General features: G+C 42.5%; 19 protein-coding genes. 2 read left to right on the forward strand and 17 right to left on the reverse strand.

From position 1 onward, the window contains the following. Positions 1 to 26: 26 nt before the first annotated feature. Complete coding sequence (gene prmC / locus M1D81_RS17505) at positions 27 to 911, reverse strand: peptide chain release factor N(5)-glutamine methyltransferase (RefSeq protein ID WP_456266196.1); 885 nt, start codon at positions 909 to 911, stop codon at positions 27 to 29. Then, on the reverse strand, positions 901 to 1,968 hold the full coding sequence (gene prfA, locus M1D81_RS17510) for a peptide chain release factor 1 (RefSeq protein WP_024423741.1): 1,068 nt from the start codon (positions 1,966 to 1,968) through the stop codon (positions 901 to 903). Before prfA ends, prmC begins: the two co-directional genes overlap by 11 nt. Before the next feature lie 210 nt (positions 1,969 to 2,178). On the opposite strand from prfA, the gene racA reads away from it, so the two are divergent. After that, complete coding sequence (gene racA / locus M1D81_RS17515) at positions 2,179 to 2,727, forward strand: chromosome-anchoring protein RacA (protein ID WP_456266195.1); 549 nt, start codon at positions 2,179 to 2,181, stop codon at positions 2,725 to 2,727. 35 nt (positions 2,728 to 2,762) lie between these two features. On the opposite strand, the gene M1D81_RS17520 is transcribed toward racA, so the two are convergent. From M1D81_RS17520 to M1D81_RS17565, 10 genes are all read right to left on the reverse strand, one after another. After that, on the reverse strand, positions 2,763 to 3,719 hold the full coding sequence (locus M1D81_RS17520; RefSeq protein ID WP_024423743.1) for an AEC family transporter: 957 nt from the start codon (positions 3,717 to 3,719) through the stop codon (positions 2,763 to 2,765). A gap of 90 nt (positions 3,720 to 3,809) precedes the next feature. After that, a complete protein-coding gene (malS, locus tag M1D81_RS17525; protein ID WP_456266194.1) occupies positions 3,810 to 5,510 on the reverse strand; it encodes an oxaloacetate-decarboxylating malate dehydrogenase in 1,701 nt (566 codons plus the stop codon). 279 nt (positions 5,511 to 5,789) lie between these two features. Next, a complete protein-coding gene (locus M1D81_RS17530) occupies positions 5,790 to 6,392 on the reverse strand; it encodes a thymidine kinase (protein WP_456266193.1) in 603 nt (200 codons plus the stop codon). An 87-nt stretch (positions 6,393 to 6,479) separates the two neighbouring features. Further along, the gene (rpmE, locus tag M1D81_RS17535; protein ID WP_003215407.1) at positions 6,480 to 6,680 is read right to left on the reverse strand and encodes a 50S ribosomal protein L31; all 201 of its coding nucleotides are present in this window, start codon (positions 6,678 to 6,680) and stop codon (positions 6,480 to 6,482) included. Positions 6,681 to 6,812: 132 nt separating this feature from the next. Beyond that, positions 6,813 to 8,096, reverse strand: a complete 1,284-nt coding sequence (rho, locus tag M1D81_RS17540; RefSeq protein WP_008354975.1) for a transcription termination factor Rho — start codon at positions 8,094 to 8,096, stop codon at positions 6,813 to 6,815. Positions 8,097 to 8,461: 365 nt separating this feature from the next. Further along, complete coding sequence (gene glpX, locus M1D81_RS17545; RefSeq protein WP_012011567.1) at positions 8,462 to 9,427, reverse strand: class II fructose-bisphosphatase; 966 nt, start codon at positions 9,425 to 9,427, stop codon at positions 8,462 to 8,464. 32 nt (positions 9,428 to 9,459) lie between these two features. Continuing rightward, complete coding sequence (locus M1D81_RS17550) at positions 9,460 to 10,749, reverse strand: UDP-N-acetylglucosamine 1-carboxyvinyltransferase (protein ID WP_024423746.1); 1,290 nt, start codon at positions 10,747 to 10,749, stop codon at positions 9,460 to 9,462. Positions 10,750 to 10,996: 247 nt separating this feature from the next. Further along, the gene (gene fsa / locus M1D81_RS17555; protein ID WP_024426351.1) at positions 10,997 to 11,635 is read right to left on the reverse strand and encodes a fructose-6-phosphate aldolase; all 639 of its coding nucleotides are present in this window, start codon (positions 11,633 to 11,635) and stop codon (positions 10,997 to 10,999) included. A 111-nt stretch (positions 11,636 to 11,746) separates the two neighbouring features. Next, a complete protein-coding gene (locus M1D81_RS17560; RefSeq protein WP_024423748.1) occupies positions 11,747 to 12,604 on the reverse strand; it encodes a class II fructose-bisphosphate aldolase in 858 nt (285 codons plus the stop codon). A 178-nt stretch (positions 12,605 to 12,782) separates the two neighbouring features. After that, a complete protein-coding gene (locus M1D81_RS17565) occupies positions 12,783 to 13,157 on the reverse strand; it encodes a response regulator (RefSeq protein WP_003214681.1) in 375 nt (124 codons plus the stop codon). A 180-nt stretch (positions 13,158 to 13,337) separates the two neighbouring features. Here M1D81_RS17565 and M1D81_RS17570 point away from each other — a divergent pair, with 180 nt between their 5' ends. Beyond that, a complete protein-coding gene (locus M1D81_RS17570; RefSeq protein ID WP_456266192.1) occupies positions 13,338 to 13,868 on the forward strand; it encodes a DUF2529 domain-containing protein in 531 nt (176 codons plus the stop codon). Between the two features lie 40 nt (positions 13,869 to 13,908). Here M1D81_RS17570 and pyrG read toward each other — a convergent pair whose 3' ends face one another. From pyrG to M1D81_RS17595, 5 genes are all read right to left on the reverse strand, one after another. Next, on the reverse strand, positions 13,909 to 15,516 hold the full coding sequence (gene pyrG, locus M1D81_RS17575; protein ID WP_456266191.1) for a glutamine hydrolyzing CTP synthase: 1,608 nt from the start codon (positions 15,514 to 15,516) through the stop codon (positions 13,909 to 13,911). Between the two features lie 239 nt (positions 15,517 to 15,755). Then, positions 15,756 to 16,295 (reverse strand): DNA-directed RNA polymerase subunit delta, encoded by a 540-nt coding sequence (rpoE, locus tag M1D81_RS17580; protein ID WP_024423751.1) that lies wholly within the window; start codon positions 16,293 to 16,295, stop codon positions 15,756 to 15,758. Between the two features lie 216 nt (positions 16,296 to 16,511). Further along, entirely contained in the window at positions 16,512 to 16,709 is a 198-nt protein-coding gene (locus M1D81_RS17585; RefSeq protein ID WP_197172998.1) for a hypothetical protein, read from the reverse strand. Positions 16,710 to 16,855: 146 nt separating this feature from the next. Beyond that, the gene (locus M1D81_RS17590) at positions 16,856 to 17,998 is read right to left on the reverse strand and encodes an acyl-CoA dehydrogenase (protein ID WP_087977765.1); all 1,143 of its coding nucleotides are present in this window, start codon (positions 17,996 to 17,998) and stop codon (positions 16,856 to 16,858) included. A gap of 16 nt (positions 17,999 to 18,014) precedes the next feature. Continuing rightward, positions 18,015 to 19,127, reverse strand: coding sequence for an acyl-CoA dehydrogenase family protein (locus M1D81_RS17595; RefSeq protein ID WP_456266190.1), 1,113 nt, complete (start codon positions 19,125 to 19,127; stop codon positions 18,015 to 18,017). Positions 19,128 to 19,134: the final 7 nt, after the last annotated feature.

The raw sequence follows: 19,134 nt of genomic DNA on the forward strand, positions 1-19,134 counted from the left end.
TACATAATAAAATAGTCCGGCTTTCTTCAGCCGGACTTTCCGTTTTGAATGTGTGCGCAAACAGCTCGATCTTTTCCGTTAATATCTTTGACGATGCAGACATCCGCTTTAGGAAATGCCTGCTCAAGAAGCGCTGTGACATCTTGACCTTGCGTATGTCCAATTTCAAAGACAACAATTGCCTGCTCACTCAGCACGCTGGGAAGATCACGAACGAGACGATGATAAAACCACAAGCCATCACGTCCGTCCGTCAGCGCATTCACCGGCTCATGCTTTGTCACAACCTCAGACAAACTGTCCATTTCTCCCGCCGCAATGTAGGGTGGATTGGAAATAAATACGTCCACTTTGATGCCTTGAGCTATCACAGGTTCAAGTAAATCTCCATGTAAAAAATGAACGTCTGCACCGAGCGCTTGTTGATTCCGTTTTGCTACCGCAAGTGCTTCTTGTGAGATATCAGTCGCTGTGACAGATAGTGATTTTTTTTCGAGAGCCAGCGTAATCGCAATGGCCCCGCTTCCTGTGCCAACATCAACTGCTTTGAGCGGCTGATCGGGCGGGAAAACGTCACCTGCCAAATCCAGCGCCGCCAGAACAACTTCTTCCGTTTCAGGACGAGGGATGAGAACATGCTTGTTCACCTCGAAAGGACGTCCGTAAAAGAATTCAACACCCGTTAAATGCTGAACAGGAACACCCGCCTTATGCTGTGTCACAAATTTGCTGAACAGTTGATCTTGCTCCTCAGGCAGCGCATCATGAAATCGTGCAAGAAGCTCACTTCTGCTCCAGCCGAGCACATGCATCAACAGGAGTTCTGCTGCATTTTGGTCTCTTCCAGCTTCCGTTAACAAAGAAGAAGCCCATTTAAGGGCTTCGAAGATTGTTCGCTCTTTATTTTGCATCTTGAAGTTTTCTTGCTTGGTCTTCCATAATTAGTGCATCAATGACCTCGTCAAGTTTTCCTTCTAAAATTTGATCAAGCTTTTGAATCGTCAAGCCGATGCGGTGATCTGTTACACGGTTTTGCGGGAAGTTGTACGTACGGATACGCTCTGAACGATCCCCTGTTCCAACCGCAGATTTACGTGTTTGATCGTATTCAGCCTGTGCTTCACGCTGGAATTTATCATAAATTCTCGCACGCAGTACTTTCATGGCTTTTTCTTTGTTTTTAATTTGTGATTTCTCATCCTGACAGGACACAACAACACCTGTTGGAAGGTGAGTTAATCGAACAGCAGACATGGTCGTATTGACACTTTGTCCGCCAGGTCCGCTTGATGCAAATGTATCCACACGGATATCTTTTTCATGGATATCAATTTCAACTTCCTCAGCCTCAGGTAATACAGCGACTGTCGCAGTAGATGTATGGATCCGTCCGCCTGATTCTGTTTCTGGAACACGCTGCACGCGGTGTGCACCATTTTCAAACTTTAGTTTGGAGTATGCGCCTTTCCCGCTGATCATAAAGATGATTTCTTTATAACCGCCTGTGCCAGTGACACTTGCTTCCATGACTTCCGTTTTCCAGCCTTGCATTTCAGCATAACGGCTGTACATACGGTAAAGATTTCCTGCAAAAAGAGCAGCCTCTTCTCCACCCGCTGCACCACGAACCTCCACAATAACGTTCTTATCGTCATTCGGATCTTTCGGGATCAGCAAGATTTTCAGCTCGTCTTCTAAACGTTCCGTTTCTTCTGTGAGCTCTGAAATTTCTTCTTTGACCATGTCGCGCATCTCGGCATCCAGCTTTTCTTCGAGCATTGCTTTTGCATCATTCAGCTGGTCGTATGCCGCACGATATTGTCTATATACCTCAACAGTTTCTTGAATATCGGATTGTTCTTTCGAATATTCACGAAGCTTCTTAGGGTCGTTCACCACTTCAGGGTCACTTAAATATTCATTTAGCTTTTCATAGCGTTCTTCAATTGATTTTAAACGGTCTAACATGGTCTTCACCTCTGTTTTGTGCGTAACAGTCTAATTATAGTATAGCGGGGTATGACAGTCAAAAAAATTTCCAAAACAATTGAATTCCTGCAATTTTTCGCTAGAAAACACGATCTTTGGCGATTGGTTACTTGTTTTGTCTAACGTGAAGGAACAGGTCCTCCTTAAAGAGAATGGTACTTATAATTGAAAAAAGGGAGGGCATTTGCTTTGAATACAAATGAGGTTGCAAAGGAAATTGGTGTTTCTTCAAAGACGATTCAGCGCTGGGTCAAACAGCTCAACATCCCTGTCGCCCGGAATGAACTTGGACATTATGAATTTCATGAAGATATTGTACAGCTGCTCAAAGAGGTCAAACACCAAATGAGTGAAGGTGTGATCCTCCAAGATATTCAACTGCCAATCCATAAGGAAACCGTTCGTCAATCAGCACCTGCTGCCGAAGCTGATATCTCTATACAGCGGATTGAAGCATTAGAAAAACAAGTGAAAACGCTCATTCAGCAGCAATTACATGTCACTGATGTAGAAGATCGCCTGCAAGAGCTTGAACGGAAATTGGCTAAAAAGGCAGATGAAGGTGTATCGTATCAGCTGCTTCAGCACCGCAGAGAAATTGAAGACTTATCCACAAAATTTGACCGCCTTGCCGCAGCCTTGAAACAACCGTCACAAGTTGAAGAAAAAAAGGAAATCGCACACCCCGACATCAAAAAAAAGCGTGTATTCTTCCCTTTGTTTCATTCATTTCGCTAAGAAAGGCTGCCTCGTTTGGCAGCCTTTCTACTATATTATACGGTAAGTGCAATAATGATCGGTAATGTAATGAGTGACATGATGGCACTGATCACAAATGCGGATGCAGTTTCCGCCTCTTGTTTTTCAAATCGTGTTGCGATCATTGCTGCAACAGCTGAACCTGGGAAGGCAACAAGCAATACAGCTTTTGTAATTTCATCAGCCGAAAGACCCATAAGAACAGCAATAAAATACATAAGTAATGGTTGTACTGCTACTTTTAGCAATGCAATACTGAAGGCTGGCAAGCTTAATTTAATTTTGCGGATACCAACAGTGACACCGACTGCGAATAATGCCACACCTGATGTGACGCTGCCAATTTCCTCTAACATTTCATGTCCGATTGCAGGAAGTTTAAATCCTAAAAGAACAAGAATGATACTGGCTAACGGTGCAAGTGCAAGCGGCTCTGATAAACCGTGCAAAATTGCTTTTGTCGTCATTTTTAGGAAGCTTTCGCCTTCTTTGGCTTTTCCTTTTGTTTTTTCACCGACAGTTGATACAATTATTGCAATTGGATCAAGCAGTGCATTTACAACTATTCCGGTAATCGCAATCGGAATTGCAACCTCTTGAGCTCCAAATAAACTGCCCAAGACCGGAATCCCCATAAATGCAAAGGTCGGTTGTGCTGAGTTTAACGAGAAAACAGAAGAATCTGTTAAATCATATTTAAAAGCAAATTTCGTAACTAAAAGGATAATGATATAAAAACCAACGATTCCGAAAATCAATGCAACGAAAAATGGTATTTGACTATAGAATTTATCTTTTGGTGTTGACAGAATACTGGCGATAAAGTGCGCTGGTAAAGCATACTTTGTAACAAGTGTACTTACACCTTTTGCAGATTTAGCGTCATAGCTGCCAAAGTTCCCTGCGAACCAACCCAGCGCGATAACAAAAAAAATCGGTGCTAGGAGGATCAAAATATTTAAAAAGTCCATCTTACTCTTCCTCCTTAAATCCTTTACATGTTTCTGATTTATTGCGGCATTGCTTAGATTACCCGAAGCAATGCCGCGTTACACATTTTATTATGCTCTTACAATTTTTTTATATTCAGGAATCCACATTGCGTCTTTCACAGCTTGTTCGATGTTGTCAGGCGTTCTTCTAGCGACACCATCTTTAATTGCTGCTTTCGCTACTTCAACAGCCACATGAATTGACACTTCTTGCAATTTATCAATACTTGGAAGAAGACCAGCACCTGGCTTCTCATGATCAACCATTTCAGCAATTGCATTCGCAGAAGCAACGAACATGCCTTTTGTGATGATTTTTGATTCTGTTACGATTGAACCAAGACCAAGTCCAGGGAAAACGAACGCATTGTTTGATTGGCCAATTTCATGTTCAATTCCGTTATACTCAACGTTTTCGAACGGGCTTCCTGTTGCAACAAGCGCACGGCCGTCAGTCCATTTGAATAGATCCTCTGGCACTGCTTCAGCAAGCGGTGTCGGGTTAGACATTGGCATGATCACTGGACGCTCTGTATGAGATGCCATTTCTTTAATGATTTCTTCAGTGAATGCGCCGCCTTGACCAGATGTACCGATAAGGATGGTCGGCTTCACTCTGCGAACAGTTTCAGCAAATGAGATTTGTCCTTTTTCATCGCGTGCCCAGCCTTCTACTTCATCAGAAGTACGAAGGTATGGTTTTTGGAAGTCAAGCACTTCATCTTCAAATTGATCTGTTAGCAATCCTCTGTAGTCTAATGTCCAGAATGCATTGTTTGCTTCTTCTTCTGTTAGACCTTCAAGAACCATTGTGTCACGCATTTGATCTGCAATTCCGATACCAGCTGATCCAGCTCCGAAGATAACAACACGGTGATCTTTCAATTGAGTACCAGTTTTCTTGACAGCTGCAAGAACACCCGCTAAAGTAATGGCACCAGTACCTTGAATATCATCGTTGAACGTTAAGATGTTATCGTTGTATTTTTTCATGATGTTACGCGCATTTTTGTTTCCAAGGTCTTCCCAGTGAAGCAATGCTTTCGGGAAGAATTTAAGTGCTGCTTTCACATAAGCATCAATGAATTCTTCGTATTTTTCACCTTGTACACGTTTGTGATGGTTCCCGATGTATAATGGATCATTCAATAATTTTTCATTGTTTGTTCCAACATCTAATACAACTGGAATCACGCGGCTAGGATCAATACCTGCTGCAGCCGTGTAAACAGCTAATTTACCGATTGCGATGTTGATACCACCAACACCCCAGTCACCAATTCCAAGAATACTCTCAGAGTCAGTTGCAACGATGAGGTCAATATCTCCAGCAGTTGCGTGCAAGTTTTCAAATGCTTTCTCGATTCCGTCAATGTCGTCGATTGAAAGATAGACACCATGAGGTCTTCTGTATTCATGGCTGTATTCTTGGATCGCTTCACCAACAGTTGGTGTGTAGACAACTGGAAGCATTTCACGAAGCTTATCTGTTAGAAGCTTGTAGAACAATACTTCGTTACGGTTTTGCAAATCACTTAAGTATACGTTTTGACGAAGGCGATCCGGCTGAGCTAGAAACTGCTTGTACGCTCTCTCCGCTTGCTGTTCTAAAGTTAGAACCGTTGGAGGAAGTAAGCCTTCTAGTCCAAGCTCTTGTCTTTCTTCTTCAGAGAAAGCAACGCCTTTGTTCAACGTTGGAATCGATAATACATCTTTACCTGTCAAAGTGGTTTCGAGGTACCCTTCTTTTGTTTTCTTCACGTTGTTCATCAAAAACTACCCTCTTTCTAAAATATAAATAAAGTGAACTATTAATCCAAAGAACGACTAAGGAGAAAAATCCTTAATCAAAAAAATTATGACAAGAAATCGAACTTTTCGTTTAAATGCTTTACACTACAGTTAGTCATTTTATGCCTGCTTATGACAAAACGCAAGCGTTGAAAATTAGATAATTTAATCGTAGTGTTATTTAATTTATTTAAGTACAAATGATGGGTGTTCAGCCAAAATCTCAAAAAACGAAACACAGCGGCATTTGCTATTTTTTTATTTGTCAAGTGTTGTACCAACATCAAGTCTTGGTACTTCATGGTGATGTCTGCATCGTGCTTCGTATGATTCCTGCGCACCTACTAAAATAATAGGATCATCATAGGATGCGGGTTTACCGTCGATCAAGCGTTGTGTTCTACTCGCTGGGGAGCCGCATACCGAACAAACTGCTTGAAGTTTTGTTACAAGCTCTGCACTTGCCATTAAATGCGGAACAACACCAAATGGCTCTCCTCTGAAGTCTTGATCCAGGCCTGCAACAATGACTCGATAGCCTTGGTCAGCCAATTGAGTGACAATATCAATGATTGTCTCATCAAAAAATTGCACCTCATCAATGCCAATGACATCGGTTTTTTCTGATATGTGCGTTATTATGTCTTTTGGTGAGGCTACTGCAATCCCATCTAATGATGAACCGTTATGTGACACAACTGAGCTTGTACTATATCGGTTATCAATCGATGGTTTGAATATTTTTACTTCTTGTTTGGCAAAGGTGGCCCTTTTGGCTCTCCGAATCAATTCTTCCGACTTTCCAGAAAACATACTGCCGCAGATGACTTCAAGCCAACCGCTTTGTTTCATCACATACATAAGGTCTTCTCCCCCGTTTTAAAGTTCCATCAATCCACGTAAAAAAACAGGCAAGAACGGATTCCTGCCTGTTTATTGTATCTATTATTACTTAAGACCGTATTTTTTGTTAAAGCGGTCAACACGTCCATCAGCAGAAGCGAATTTTTGACGGCCTGTATAGAAAGGATGGCACTCAGAGCAAATCTCGATGCGTACCTCTTCTTTTACTGATCCAGTTTCAAACTCATTTCCACAAGCGCATTTGACTGTAGCTTTTTTGTAGTTAGGATGAATTCCTGTTTTCATCTACTGTCATCTCCTTCCGCCCTGAATCCAATTCGGAAACAGAGTTAATATCTCAGAAATAAATTCTGAAACGCACATGATAAAATTATAACAGTGTGAGTCTATGATTGCAAATGTATTTTTTCAGGGAAGCTATCTTCTTGATGCAGACATATTGGCTTGTTTCCATTCTTGCGTTAAAATATCGAAAAATTCTTGGTTTGTCTTTGTTTTTCTCATTTTGCGCATGAACTTCTCAGCGAAGTCAGGTGTATCTGACATCGATTTTCTCATTGCCCATAGACGATCAAGATGCTCTTTTGGCACAAGCAGTTCTTCTTTTCTCGTACCAGAACGACGAATGTCGATCGCAGGGAAAATTCTTCTTTCGGCCAAAGAACGGTCCAAATGAAGCTCCATGTTTCCAGTTCCTTTAAACTCTTCATAAATCACGTCATCCATACGTGATCCTGTATCAACAAGTGCAGTAGCTAAAATCGTCAAGCTTCCGCCTTCTTCAATGTTACGCGCAGCACCAAAGAAGCGTTTTGGACGGTGGAAAGCCGCAGGATCAATACCGCCTGAAAGCGTTCGGCCGCTTGGCGGAATCACAAGGTTGTATGCACGAGCAAGTCTTGTGATGCTGTCCATTAAAATGATGACATCCTTTTTATGTTCAACAAGACGCATAGCACGCTCTAAGACAAGCTCTGCTACTTTAATGTGGTTTTCCGGTACTTCGTCAAAGGTTGAACTAACAACATCCCCTGCAACAGAACGTTCAATATCTGTTACTTCTTCTGGGCGTTCGTCAATCAAAAGGACAATCAGCTCTGCCTCTGGGTGATTTTCAGAAATGCTGTTGGCAATTTCTTTAAGCAAAATGGTTTTCCCAGCTTTAGGCGGTGCAACGATTAAACCACGCTGCCCAAATCCAACTGGCGCCATCATGTCCATAATTCTAGTAGACAGGTGATTAGGCTGTGTTTCAAGAATCATTTGACGGTCAGGAAATAGCGGTGTGAGTGCAGGAAAGTGAACACGTTCCTTTGCTGATTCTGGGTCGTCCCCATTTACCGCTTCTACATGAAGGAGGCCATAGTAGCGTTCATTCTCTTTTGGAGGTCGTACCTTTCCAGACACTTTATCTCCATTTCGTAAATCAAAGCGCCTGATTTGTGAAGCTGAAATATAAATGTCTTCAGAACTTGGGGAGTAGTTAATCGGTCTTAAGAAACCAAATCCCTCAGACTGAATAATTTCAAGAACCCCTTCCATAAATAAGAGATCCTCTTGCTCAGCGTTCGCCTTTAAGATGGCAAAAATTAATTCTTTTTTTGTTAGTTTGCTGTAATAAGAGATTTTGTATCGCTTTGCTAACTCATACAGCTCTTTTAATTTCATATTTTCCAAAGATGAAATCGATACATCTTTCAATATGGACACCACACTTTTCTAGTCAATGTATTTCTTTACAAATGCATGACCATTGTATTTGATTAGCTTTTAATTCCGTTGTTGTTGGAATGACCTCGCTCTGATGGTAACGCTCCCACTCGTTTTATCGTGAAAGATAGGAACAATGTGAAATAGAGCTTTGTCAACATAGAGAAGGATAATGAGTATATCGTCATGATGCGGCAGTATTTAAACTTGTTGAAGCTTAAAAGAAGTAAATTCGCAGGAAATTTCGCAGCACTCTTTAGTTTTACCTCATTTGCAGAGAATATTCAACTTTTAAAAGAAAATGATATATATTTGACACCTATATGAAAAGCGGGTAATGAATACCCGCTTTCAGATTACGGACGAATGACAAGATTCGGTTTTTTCTTTAAGCTGTGTCTGCCGTCTACGAAACGAACCGTACCTGATTTCGCACGCATGACAACACTATGTGTTGTTCCAACAGAGCCTTTGAATTGAACACCTTTAAGTAATTCGCCGTCCGTTACACCTGTCGCTGCAAAAATGGCGTCATCTCCTTTTACGAGATCTTCCATTCTGAGGACTTTCCCAACATCCAGCCCCATTTTCTCACAGCGTCTCAGTTCTTCTTCACTTTGAGGAAGAAGCTTACCATGAATTTCACCACCAAGTGCCTTTAATGCAACAGCTGAAAGGACACCCTCAGGCGCTCCGCCTGAACCAAATAGAATATCAACACCTGTGTGATCAAATGCTGTATTAATGGCTCCTGCAACGTCACCATCGTCGATCAGTTTAATTCTTGCTCCTGCTTCTCTCAGTTCAGCAATAATTTTCTCATGTCGATCTCTGTTTAAAATCGTTGCAACCACATCTTCAATATCTTTGTTTTTTGCTTTTGCAACAGCGCGAAGATTATCAATGACAGGCGCTTCAATGTCGATGCAGCCTACCGCTTCTGGACCTACTGCGATCTTATCCATGTACATATCAGGTGCATTCAGCAGGTTGCCATGATCTGCAACTGCAATGACAGCTAAGGCATTCCAGCCGCCGCTTGCCACAATGTTTGTTCCTTCTAATGGATCAACAGCGACATCCACGCGAGGTCCATATCCGTTCCCAAGCTTTTCCCCAATATAAAGCATTGGTGCTTCGTCCATTTCTCCTTCGCCAATGACCACTGTTCCCTTCATCGGAATGGTGTCAAATACATCACGCATTGCACTTGTTGCAGCATCATCCGCTTCGTCTTTTAAACCTCTTCCCATCCAACGGGCAGATTTTAATGCGGCTGCTTCTGTCACCCGTACTAGTTCCATCGATAAACTTCTTTCCATTTTTGTCCAAATCTCCTCTCACAGTCAAAGCCTTATGAATTTTGAAGTTCTTCTATTTCTTGGTCATTCAGCTTTTCGCGCCAGATGGTTGCACCCAAGCCTTCAAGCTTCTTCTCAAGCAAACTATATCCTCTGTCTATATGTTCAAGCCCTGTGATTTCGGTCACACCGTCTGCCATTAATCCTGCGACAACAAGACAAGCGCCTGCACGCAGATCACTTGCTTTGACCTTTGCTCCTTGGAGCTGGGTTTGTCCGGTAATAATAGCAGATCTTCCTTCGACCTTCATGTTTGCACCCATTCGACGCAATTCGTCAATGTGCTTAAAGCGTGCTGAGTAGATCGTATCTGTGACCACACTCGTGCCTTTCGCTTTTGTTAACAGCGCCGTCATCGGCTGCTGAAGGTCAGTCGGAAAGCCCGGATACACAAGGGTTTTGATATCGACAGGCTTGAGTCCTTCGTTTCTGCCAACGATCAGCATCTGATCGTTGCTCGTTTCAATGGTGAACCCCATTTCTCTAAGTTTCGCCGTAATTGATTCTAAATGAGTTGGAATCACATTATCAAGTACAACTTCATCTCCCATCGCTGCACCAGCTATTAAAAATGTTCCTGCTTCGATGCGGTCAGGAATGATTGAATGCTTACAGCCATGAAGAGATTCTACACCTTCGATACGAATGACATCAGTCCCCGCACCTTTGATTTTGGCTCCCATGCTTGCAAGCAGTGTCGCTACATCAATAATTTCGGGTTCCTTTGCAGCATTTTCAATCACTGTTTTTCCTTCAGCCAGTACGGCTGCCAGCATGATGTTGATCGTCGCACCTACACTGACAACATCAAGATAAATCCGGGCTCCGACTAATTTTTCAGCGCGCAAATAAATCGCACCCTGCTCGTTTGTCACCTCGGCTCCAAGTGCTTCAAAGCCTTTGATATGCTGATCGATCGGCCTAGGTCCTAAGTGGCATCCTCCTGGCAGTCCAATGACAGCCTGCTTAAATCTGCCCAGCATGGCGCCCATTAAATAATAGGATGCACGCAGTTTCTTCACTTTTCCATTAGGAAGCGGCATACTGATCATGGAAACAGGATTCACAACCATTTCACCTTTTTCAAAAGTGACCTTTCCGCCAATTTCTTCTAACAGATCCCGTAATGTGTCGATATCTGATATATGCGGAAGGCCTTCAATGGTTACTGGAGAATCAGCGAGAATCGTGGCAGGAATCAGTGCCACAGCACTATTTTTCGCACCACTAATATGTACGGTCCCGCGCAAGGGATCACCGCCGGCAATGTTTAACTTTTCCATATTTGTCTCCCTTCTTAAAGAAGATCACTGCTGGAGTTATACTGATTGTGGATGTCGCGCTTTAAAAGGTCTTGTCCAAAATTTAGCCAATATCAAGAGAAAGAATACAGGTTAAACGAAATTTGTCGGAAGAAAAATAATCGAAGCTTTGCGAGGCTGTGATGTTCTCTTCTTTGCACAAAACATTTCTTAGCGTTTATAAGGAAAACTGCGGCAAACGAGAGACGATCCCGCCTGCCACAATCATTTATTTATTCCAGTCTGCTAAAAATTGCTCAATGCCTGCATCCGTTAATGGGTGTTTCGTCAGCTGCTTGATGACTTTCAGCGGCATTGTGCCGATATGAGCACCTCTAAGCGCAGCTTCTGTCACATGCTGCGGATGACGAATAGATGCAGCAATGATTTGTGTATCTAATCCATGAACATCAAAAATAGTTTTCACTTCGCTGATGAGATCAAGACCATTTTGGCCAATGTCATCTAAGCGGCCAAGGAATGGAGAGACATACGTCGCACCAGCTCTAGCTGCAAGAAGTGCCTGGTTTGCACTAAAAATCAAAGTGACGTTTGTTTTAATTCCAAGGTCTGTTAATGCTTTGACAGCTTTAAGGCCATCTGTAGTCATTGGAATTTTAACTGTGATATTCGGTGCGATGGCAGCAAGCTCTTTTCCTTCTTCAATCATTTCCTCTGCTTTTAAGGAAATCACTTCTGCACTGACAGAACCTGATACCACGTCAGTGATTTCGCGAAGGCGGTCGTGGAATGAGACGTCCTTTTCTTTCGCTACTAAACTAGGGTTTGTTGTGACGCCTGCTAAAATGCCAAGCTCGTGCGCCTCTTTAATATCTTCAATATTCGCTGTATCTACGAAAAATAACATAACTGTGCCACTCTCCTATCAATAAATTGTCTGAAATGTAAATTTGATTGCGCTTTCTCAAGATATGGAGAAAACCGCCTGTGACTCAGGCGGCTTTCGGTTCTCATCAAATTATGCTTGGTTAGAAGAACCAAATTCGCGCATTTTGCCGATAACAGTCGCTTTAATTGCGTCACGAGCTGGTCCAAGATATTTACGTGGATCATACTCTTCTGTTTTTGCAGCAAGTGTTTCGCGTACTGCTTTCGCAGAAGCAATTTGGTTTTCAGTGTTTACATTGATTTTTGCTGTACCAAGTGAAATTGCACGCTTGATGTCAGCAGTTGGAATACCTGTTCCGCCGTGAAGAACAAGTGGAAGACCAGTTGTTTTACCAATTTCTTCCATTTCGGCGAAACCAAGGTTTGGTTCACCTTTGTATGGACCATGTACTGAACCTAATGCAGGTGCAAGGCAGTCAATACCAGTGCGTTCTACAAGCTCTTGGCACTCTTTTGGATCAGCATAAATAACGCCTTCAGCGATGACGTCATCTTCTTGCCCACCAACAGTTCCAAGTTCAGCTTCTACAGACACACCATGGAAATGTGCAAGTTCAACGACTTTCGCCGTTGTTTCCACATTCTCATCGAATGGATGGTGAGAAGCATCGATCATGACAGAAGTAAATCCTGCATGAATCGCTTTTGCACAAGATTCAAAGCTTGAACCGTGATCTAAATGAATCGCAACAGGAACTGTTACATTATATTCTTCGATTAACGCTTTAACCATTGCGACAACTGTTTTGAAGCCGCCCATGTAGCGTCCTGCTCCTTCAGATACCCCTAAGATAACAGGAGATTTCTCTTCTTCAGCAGCTTGTAAAATCGCTTGCGTGAATTCTAAGTTATTTAAGTTAAACTGTCCAACAGCGTAACCTTTTTCCTTTGCGTCTTTCAACATTTCTGTCATTGAAACTAAAGGCATGATGAAAAATCCTCCCTATGTAGCTAATTTGCTTGCTAAAAAAAGCTCTCCACCCTAGCATGACCAGAATTTCTCGCCATATGTAAACTTTCAAAGTCAGATCGCTTTCTTCTTCTTTTCTAGAATACCAATTATTCGACAAATCGGCAACAGAATGAATCGATTCAATCATTTCCATCTAGCCATTTGTTTCAAGCGGCAGATATTCTTTAACAGCATCTCGGATTTCATCAATATCAAAAGGCTTAGCAAAGTGCGTCAATGCACCGAGTTCTTTGGATTCTTGGATCATATCTAATTCGCCATAAGCTGTCATAATGATGACACGGATGTCTTCATCAATTAATTTCATTCGTTTTAAAATTTCGATACCATCCATTCCGGGAATTTTCATATCAAGCAGGACAAGGTTCGGTCTATGGTTTTTCACAATATCTAATGCCTGAAGTCCATTGGCAGCTTGAAAGGTTTGATAGCCTTCTTTATGAAACACTTCATTCAATAATATTCTAATACCGTACTGATCATCGACAATTAATATTTTCTCATTCATCTGTTACACCCCATTGCTTTCATTTTTCGCCATAAAAAGAGCTGTTGTTAAATAATTCTGTTTGATTTTCACATTTCCTTTAATTATAATTGTTTACTTTACGACATTTTCTGAGCATTTTTCCTAATATTCTCTTTATATTCTATTATAAAATGATCTGACCGAAGGAGGAAATGAGTCTTGTTAAAAATTTTTACGACCCAGTTATCAGGTATTTTTTCACGTATTGGAGAAAAGCAGGCTGAAGCGATTGAGGACGGTGCACGCCTTCTTGCACAAGCTGTGGTCAGTGGACATGCCGTTTATTTTCACGGAAAGAATGAACTGGCTGCTGTCGCCCTAGAGGCATCTGAAAGCAAGGAGCCGTTTCCCGGTGCGAAGGTACTGCCCCTCGATCAAAAGGAGCGCAGCTTACTTCATCCAAGTGACAGGGTGCTGCTATTTTATTCAGATCCAGAAGATCAAGAAATTCAATCTCTTGTCAAAGAACTGCACGAACAAGGTACGCCCGTTGTTGGTGTAGGCCCGGTACAAAAGGAGCCGTCCACAATTGAAGAGCACTGTGATGTCCACATTGATTTCCAGCTCAAGAAACCGCTTGTGCCCGCTGAAGATGGGACAAGGTCTGGTTATCCAGCTTTAATGACCTGCTTATACGTCTACCACGCTCTATCGTTTACTGTGAAGGAAATCGTTGAGGAATATGCATAAAAAAACTGCCGAGAAGTGATATTCTCGGCAGTTTTTTGTTTTATTTTGATTCAGATGCTTGAAGTGAAGCACCAACGAAATCTCTAAATAACGGCTGTGGTCTTGTCGGTCTTGAAACGAATTCTGGATGGAACTGAGAAGCAAGGAACCAAGGGTGATCCTTCAGCTCGATAATTTCAACAAGACGTCCGTCTGGACTTGTACCAGAAAAGACAAAGCCTGCTGCTTCCATTTGCTGTCTGTATTCGTTATTAAACTCGTAGCGATGACGGTGGCGTTCGTAGACCACTTCGTCATTGTATGCAGCAAATGCTTTTGAGTCTTCATTTAATTTACAAGGGTATAGACCGAGACGAAGTGTTCCGCCTAGATCATCTACATCCTTCTGTTCTGGAAGAAGGTCAATGATTGGGAATGCTGTTTCAGGATCAATTTCCGCTGAATGAGCTCCCTCAAGGCCTAATACGTTTCTCGCGTATTCGATAGATGCCACTTGCATTCCTAAGCAGATTCCGAAGAATGGCACGTTGTTTTCACGGGCATATTGCGTAGCAATGATTTTCCCTTCTACTCCGCGGTCTCCGAAGCCTCCAGGAACAATAATACCGTCAACATCTTGTACGAAATCAGCGATATTCTCTGCTGTCACTTCTTCTGCATTGATCCACTTAATTTGAACATCTGCATCAAACGCATAACCAGCATGACGAAGTGATTCAACGACTGAAATATAAGCATCTTGCAGCTCAACATACTTCCCTACAAGACCAATTGTGACTTGTTTCGAAAGGTTTTGCACTTTATCAACAAGCGCTGTCCACTCCGTCATGTCCGCATCTTGGCAGTCAAGTTTCATATGTTCACATACTAGCTTGTCCAGCCCTTGTTTTTGTAAATCAAGCGGAATGGAGTATAGCGTGTCCGCATCTTGACATTCGATAACAGCTTTTGTATCAATATCACAAAACAGCGCAATTTTGTCCTTCATATCTTGCGTCATTGGCATTTCCGTTCTGACCACGATGACGTTTGGCTGAATACCAAGACTGCGAAGTTCTTTTACACTATGCTGTGTTGGTTTTGTTTTCAATTCACCCGCTGCACGGATGTAAGGAACAAGGGTACAATGAATGTACATCACGTTTTCACGGCCGATGTCACTCTTCATTTGACGAATGGCTTCAAGGAATGGAAGGGATTCGATATCCCCTACTGTTCCGCCGATTTCTGTAATGACCACATCTGCACCCGTTTCTTTTCCGGCACGGTACACGCGGTCTTTGATTTCATTTGTAATGTGGGGAATGACCTGTACTGTTCCACCTAAGTAATCACCGCGGCGCTCTTTCTTCAGAACAGTAGAGTAGATTTTACCAGTTGTGACGTTGCTGTACTTATTTAAGTTAATATCAATGAAACGCTCGTAGTGACCTAAGTCAAGGTCTGTTTCAGCACCATCATCTGTGACAAAAACCTCACCGTGCTGGTATGGACTCATTGTCCCTGGGTCTACGTTGATGTATGGATCGAATTTTTGAATGGTGACATCCATCCCTCTATTTTTCAGAAGGCGGCCTAACGATGCAGCCGTGATTCCTTTTCCAAGTGAGGAAACAACTCCTCCTGTTACAAAAATATACTTTGTCATTTCGTATGCTCCTCTCTTTTTTACCCTTGCATGTCTACACATGCACAGCTTCATCCTTTTTAGAGTGTATCCCTAAATCTCTTGAAAAATAAGAAAGCTCCCTTTCAAATAAATGAAAGGGAGCGTAAATGAACGTATCTTTACGTACTCTTTTTTAGAGAGCCCAAAATACATACTACATAGTTCGCTCTCGAAAGTCAAGACGGTTTTGTCCTGTTTTGAAGACCGGTTTGAGAGGGTTATTTGTCTTCCTCATCATCGTCTAAATCGTCTTCATCAATCTCCGTTAAGCCGTCATCATCTTCATCATCATCTTCGTCGAAGTCTTCAAGATCTTCTTCAATTTCTTCATCATCGTCTAGGTCGAGATCATCGTCGTCTTCAACAAGATCAAGGTCTTCTTCAAGCTCGTCGATTTCTTCTTCCTCTTCGATCTCATCGAAGTCATCTTCAACGACAGCTGCTTTTGATTTTTTCTTTTTCGCTTTTGTTTTCACAGCTGGCTGAACTTCTTCTTCGATTTGATCAACTGGATACCAGCTGCGAAGTCCCCATCTCTGATCACCTAACGAAATAAAGCGGCCATCTATATTTAAGTCTGTATAAAATTGAGCAAGTCGATCATCTAGATCGGATTTTTGTATTCCTTGCAAACGGACAATTTCATCTATTAACTCGGAAAACGTAATTGGTGTTTTACTGTCTCTGAAAATTTCATAAGCAAGTTCAACTAAAGACATTTGTTTGAGCTGTTCCTGTGAGTATTCTTTCAAACTCAAGGTCAGACACTCCCTTTCTATTACATGTATGTATCCATTTATCAGTGAAATAATAAGTACTTATACCTTATTCTTACGACAAACCATACCTCTCATTATAAACAAATTAGGGGAGTTTATGCCACCTTTATTGATGTTAATTTTTGATTTTTCTCACGGGGAGCACCTAGAGTGTGTACGGTATGCTTTTTGTCGTTCAGTTTTTTCTCGTCTATTTTAAAATGGGATGTTCTGTATGAGTGAGACAACGATAGGAATCGTGAATAACATTCCAGCAGACATGAGTACGATTAGTTTTCTGCGGCTGTTTTCTTTTTCTTCCTGCTTTTTTGGAGATTTCGAAAGCTCCGCGGACACCATGATCCAGATCACCATCGTGACGATTGCCAAAATGCCCATAATTGTTGAGTTCATCATCATAACCTCCATATTGATATTTTCCCTAATTTTAACATAACACGATGGTGAGATGGATGAACATTGACAATGCGCTTACATTTGAAAACTGCATGACAAACGAAAACAGACCACCTCACGTTCAGGCGGTCTTTGCTTGTTTTCTACATATCTAGCAGTTTCCTTGAGATGACCAGACGCTGGATTTCCTGAGTTCCTTCATAAATTTGAGTGATTTTCGCATCACGCATGTATCGTTCGACTGGGTAATCCTTTGTGTAGCCGTACCCGCCGAAGATTTGAACCGCTTCTGTCGTCACCTTCATCGCTGTATCACCGGCAAAGAGCTTGGACATGGCAGATTCCTTCCCATACGGAAGGCCTTTCGTTTCGAGCCATGCCGCCTGGTAAGTAAGCAGCCTTGATGCTTCAATCGCTGTTGCCATATCAGCTAGCTTAAAGGCGATCCCTTGCTGCTGAATGATTGGTTTGCCAAATTGTTTACGTTCCTTGGCATAATCAACCGCCGCATCAAGAGCGCCTTGAGCAATCCCAACCGCCTGTGCAGCAATGCCGTTTCTGCCGCCATCGAGTGTCATCATGGCTATTTTGAACCCTTCTCCTTCTTGACCGAGCCGGTTCCTTTCATGAATTCGGCAATCTTCAAATCGAATTTCAGTTGTTGGCGAAGAACGTATGCCCAGTTTACTTTCCTTTTTGCCAACGGAAAAACCAGGTGTCTCTTTTTCTACAATAAAAGCAGTTGTATTTCGAGACGAAGCTTCTTGGTCTGTTACGGCAAACACAATATAATAATCTGCAATGCCCCCATTTGTAATAAAAATTTTCGCCCCGTTCAAGACATATTCACTGCCTGCCTTGACGGCCGTTGTCTTCATTCCGCCAGCATCTGAACCAGAACCGCTCTCAGTAAGTGCGTATGCTCCTATCTTCTGCCCTTCTGCAAGCGGCTTTAAGTAGTTCTCTTTTTGTTCCTTTGTTCCGAATGTATAGATTGGCCATGAAGCAAGAGATGTATGAGCGGACAGGGTGACACCTGTAGAGGCGCACACTCTTGAAAGCTCCTCAACTGCTATGACGTAGGCTAAATAGTCACTGCCAATTCCGCCCACGTCTTCCGGCCAAGGGATACCCGTCAAACCGAGCTCCGCCATTTTGCGAAAAATAGATGGATCATATGTCTCTGTTTCGTCTCGCTTTGCTGCTGTTGGCTCCACTTCATTTTTCGCAAAGTCTCTCACCATTTTTTGAATCATTTCATGTTCATCACTTAATTGGAACTGCATCGTGAACCACCTCGTTTCATATTAGCTGTTTACAGATGACCAGCCTTTGAATTTCACTTGTTCCTTCATAGATTTCACAAATTTTCGCATCACGAAAGTAACGTTCTGCTTGATAGCGATTCGTATAACCATCCATGCCTAGCAAATGGATCGCTTCTGTACTGATCTCTACCGCCGTTTTTGACGCAAATAGCTTTGCCATTGATGCTTCCTTTGTGACCGGTCGATTTGCCTCTTTGAAAGAAGCCGCTTGATAGACGAGCAGTTTGGCCGCCTCAAGCTTCGCCGCCAAATCGCCCAGCCGAATGGTCGTTTCAAGACCTGCTGGATGCTTCTTTAAATAGGTCACTGCCTCGGTTAAAGCGGCTTCTGCAATGCCAAGGCTTTGAGCCGCAATTCCGATTCTCCCTGCATTTAGGCTGGACATGGCAATTTGAAAGCCCTCTCCTTCTGCACCGAGCAGCTGATCTTTTGGAATCCGCACGCCATCAAAATGAAGCGTGACTGTTTTTGAACCGTGCAGTCCCATCTTTTTCTCATCTTTTCCAATCGTAAATCCCGGCGTATCTTTCTCGACAATGAACGCCGATATATTTTTTCTCGCAGAAGCCGGATCAGTCACCGCAAAGACAAGATACAGTTCTGCTTCTCCGCCGCTTGTGATAAAGATTTTCGTCCCATTTAATACATAATCGCCGCCCATCCGCTCTGCTCTTAACTGAATACTGGAGGCATCTGATCCGGCCTTTGGTTCAGTCAGACAAAAGGCGCCCAGCTTCTTCCCGGATGCAAGCGGCGGGACATAGGTTTCTTTTTGTTCCTTCGTTCCAAAAGTCAAAATAGGCATCGTCACAACAGATGTATGAACGGACACAATGACACCGATGGTCGCACTCACTTTCGATAATTCATGGATTGCAATGATATACGTTATAAAATCTGCTCCTAAGCCTTGATACGAAGCTGGTATTGGAATTCCTAGATAGCCTTGCCGTCCCATTTCACTTAAAAGGGTGTTTGGAAACCGGCCTTGTTCCATGGCTTCTACTTCAGGGAATATACGCTGGCGTGCAAATTCTGCTGTCTGTTCTCTCCAGAGACGCTGTTGATCCGTAAGCAAAACATCCATCTTGACT

The organism is Bacillus sp. JZ105, from assembly GCF_053903125.1.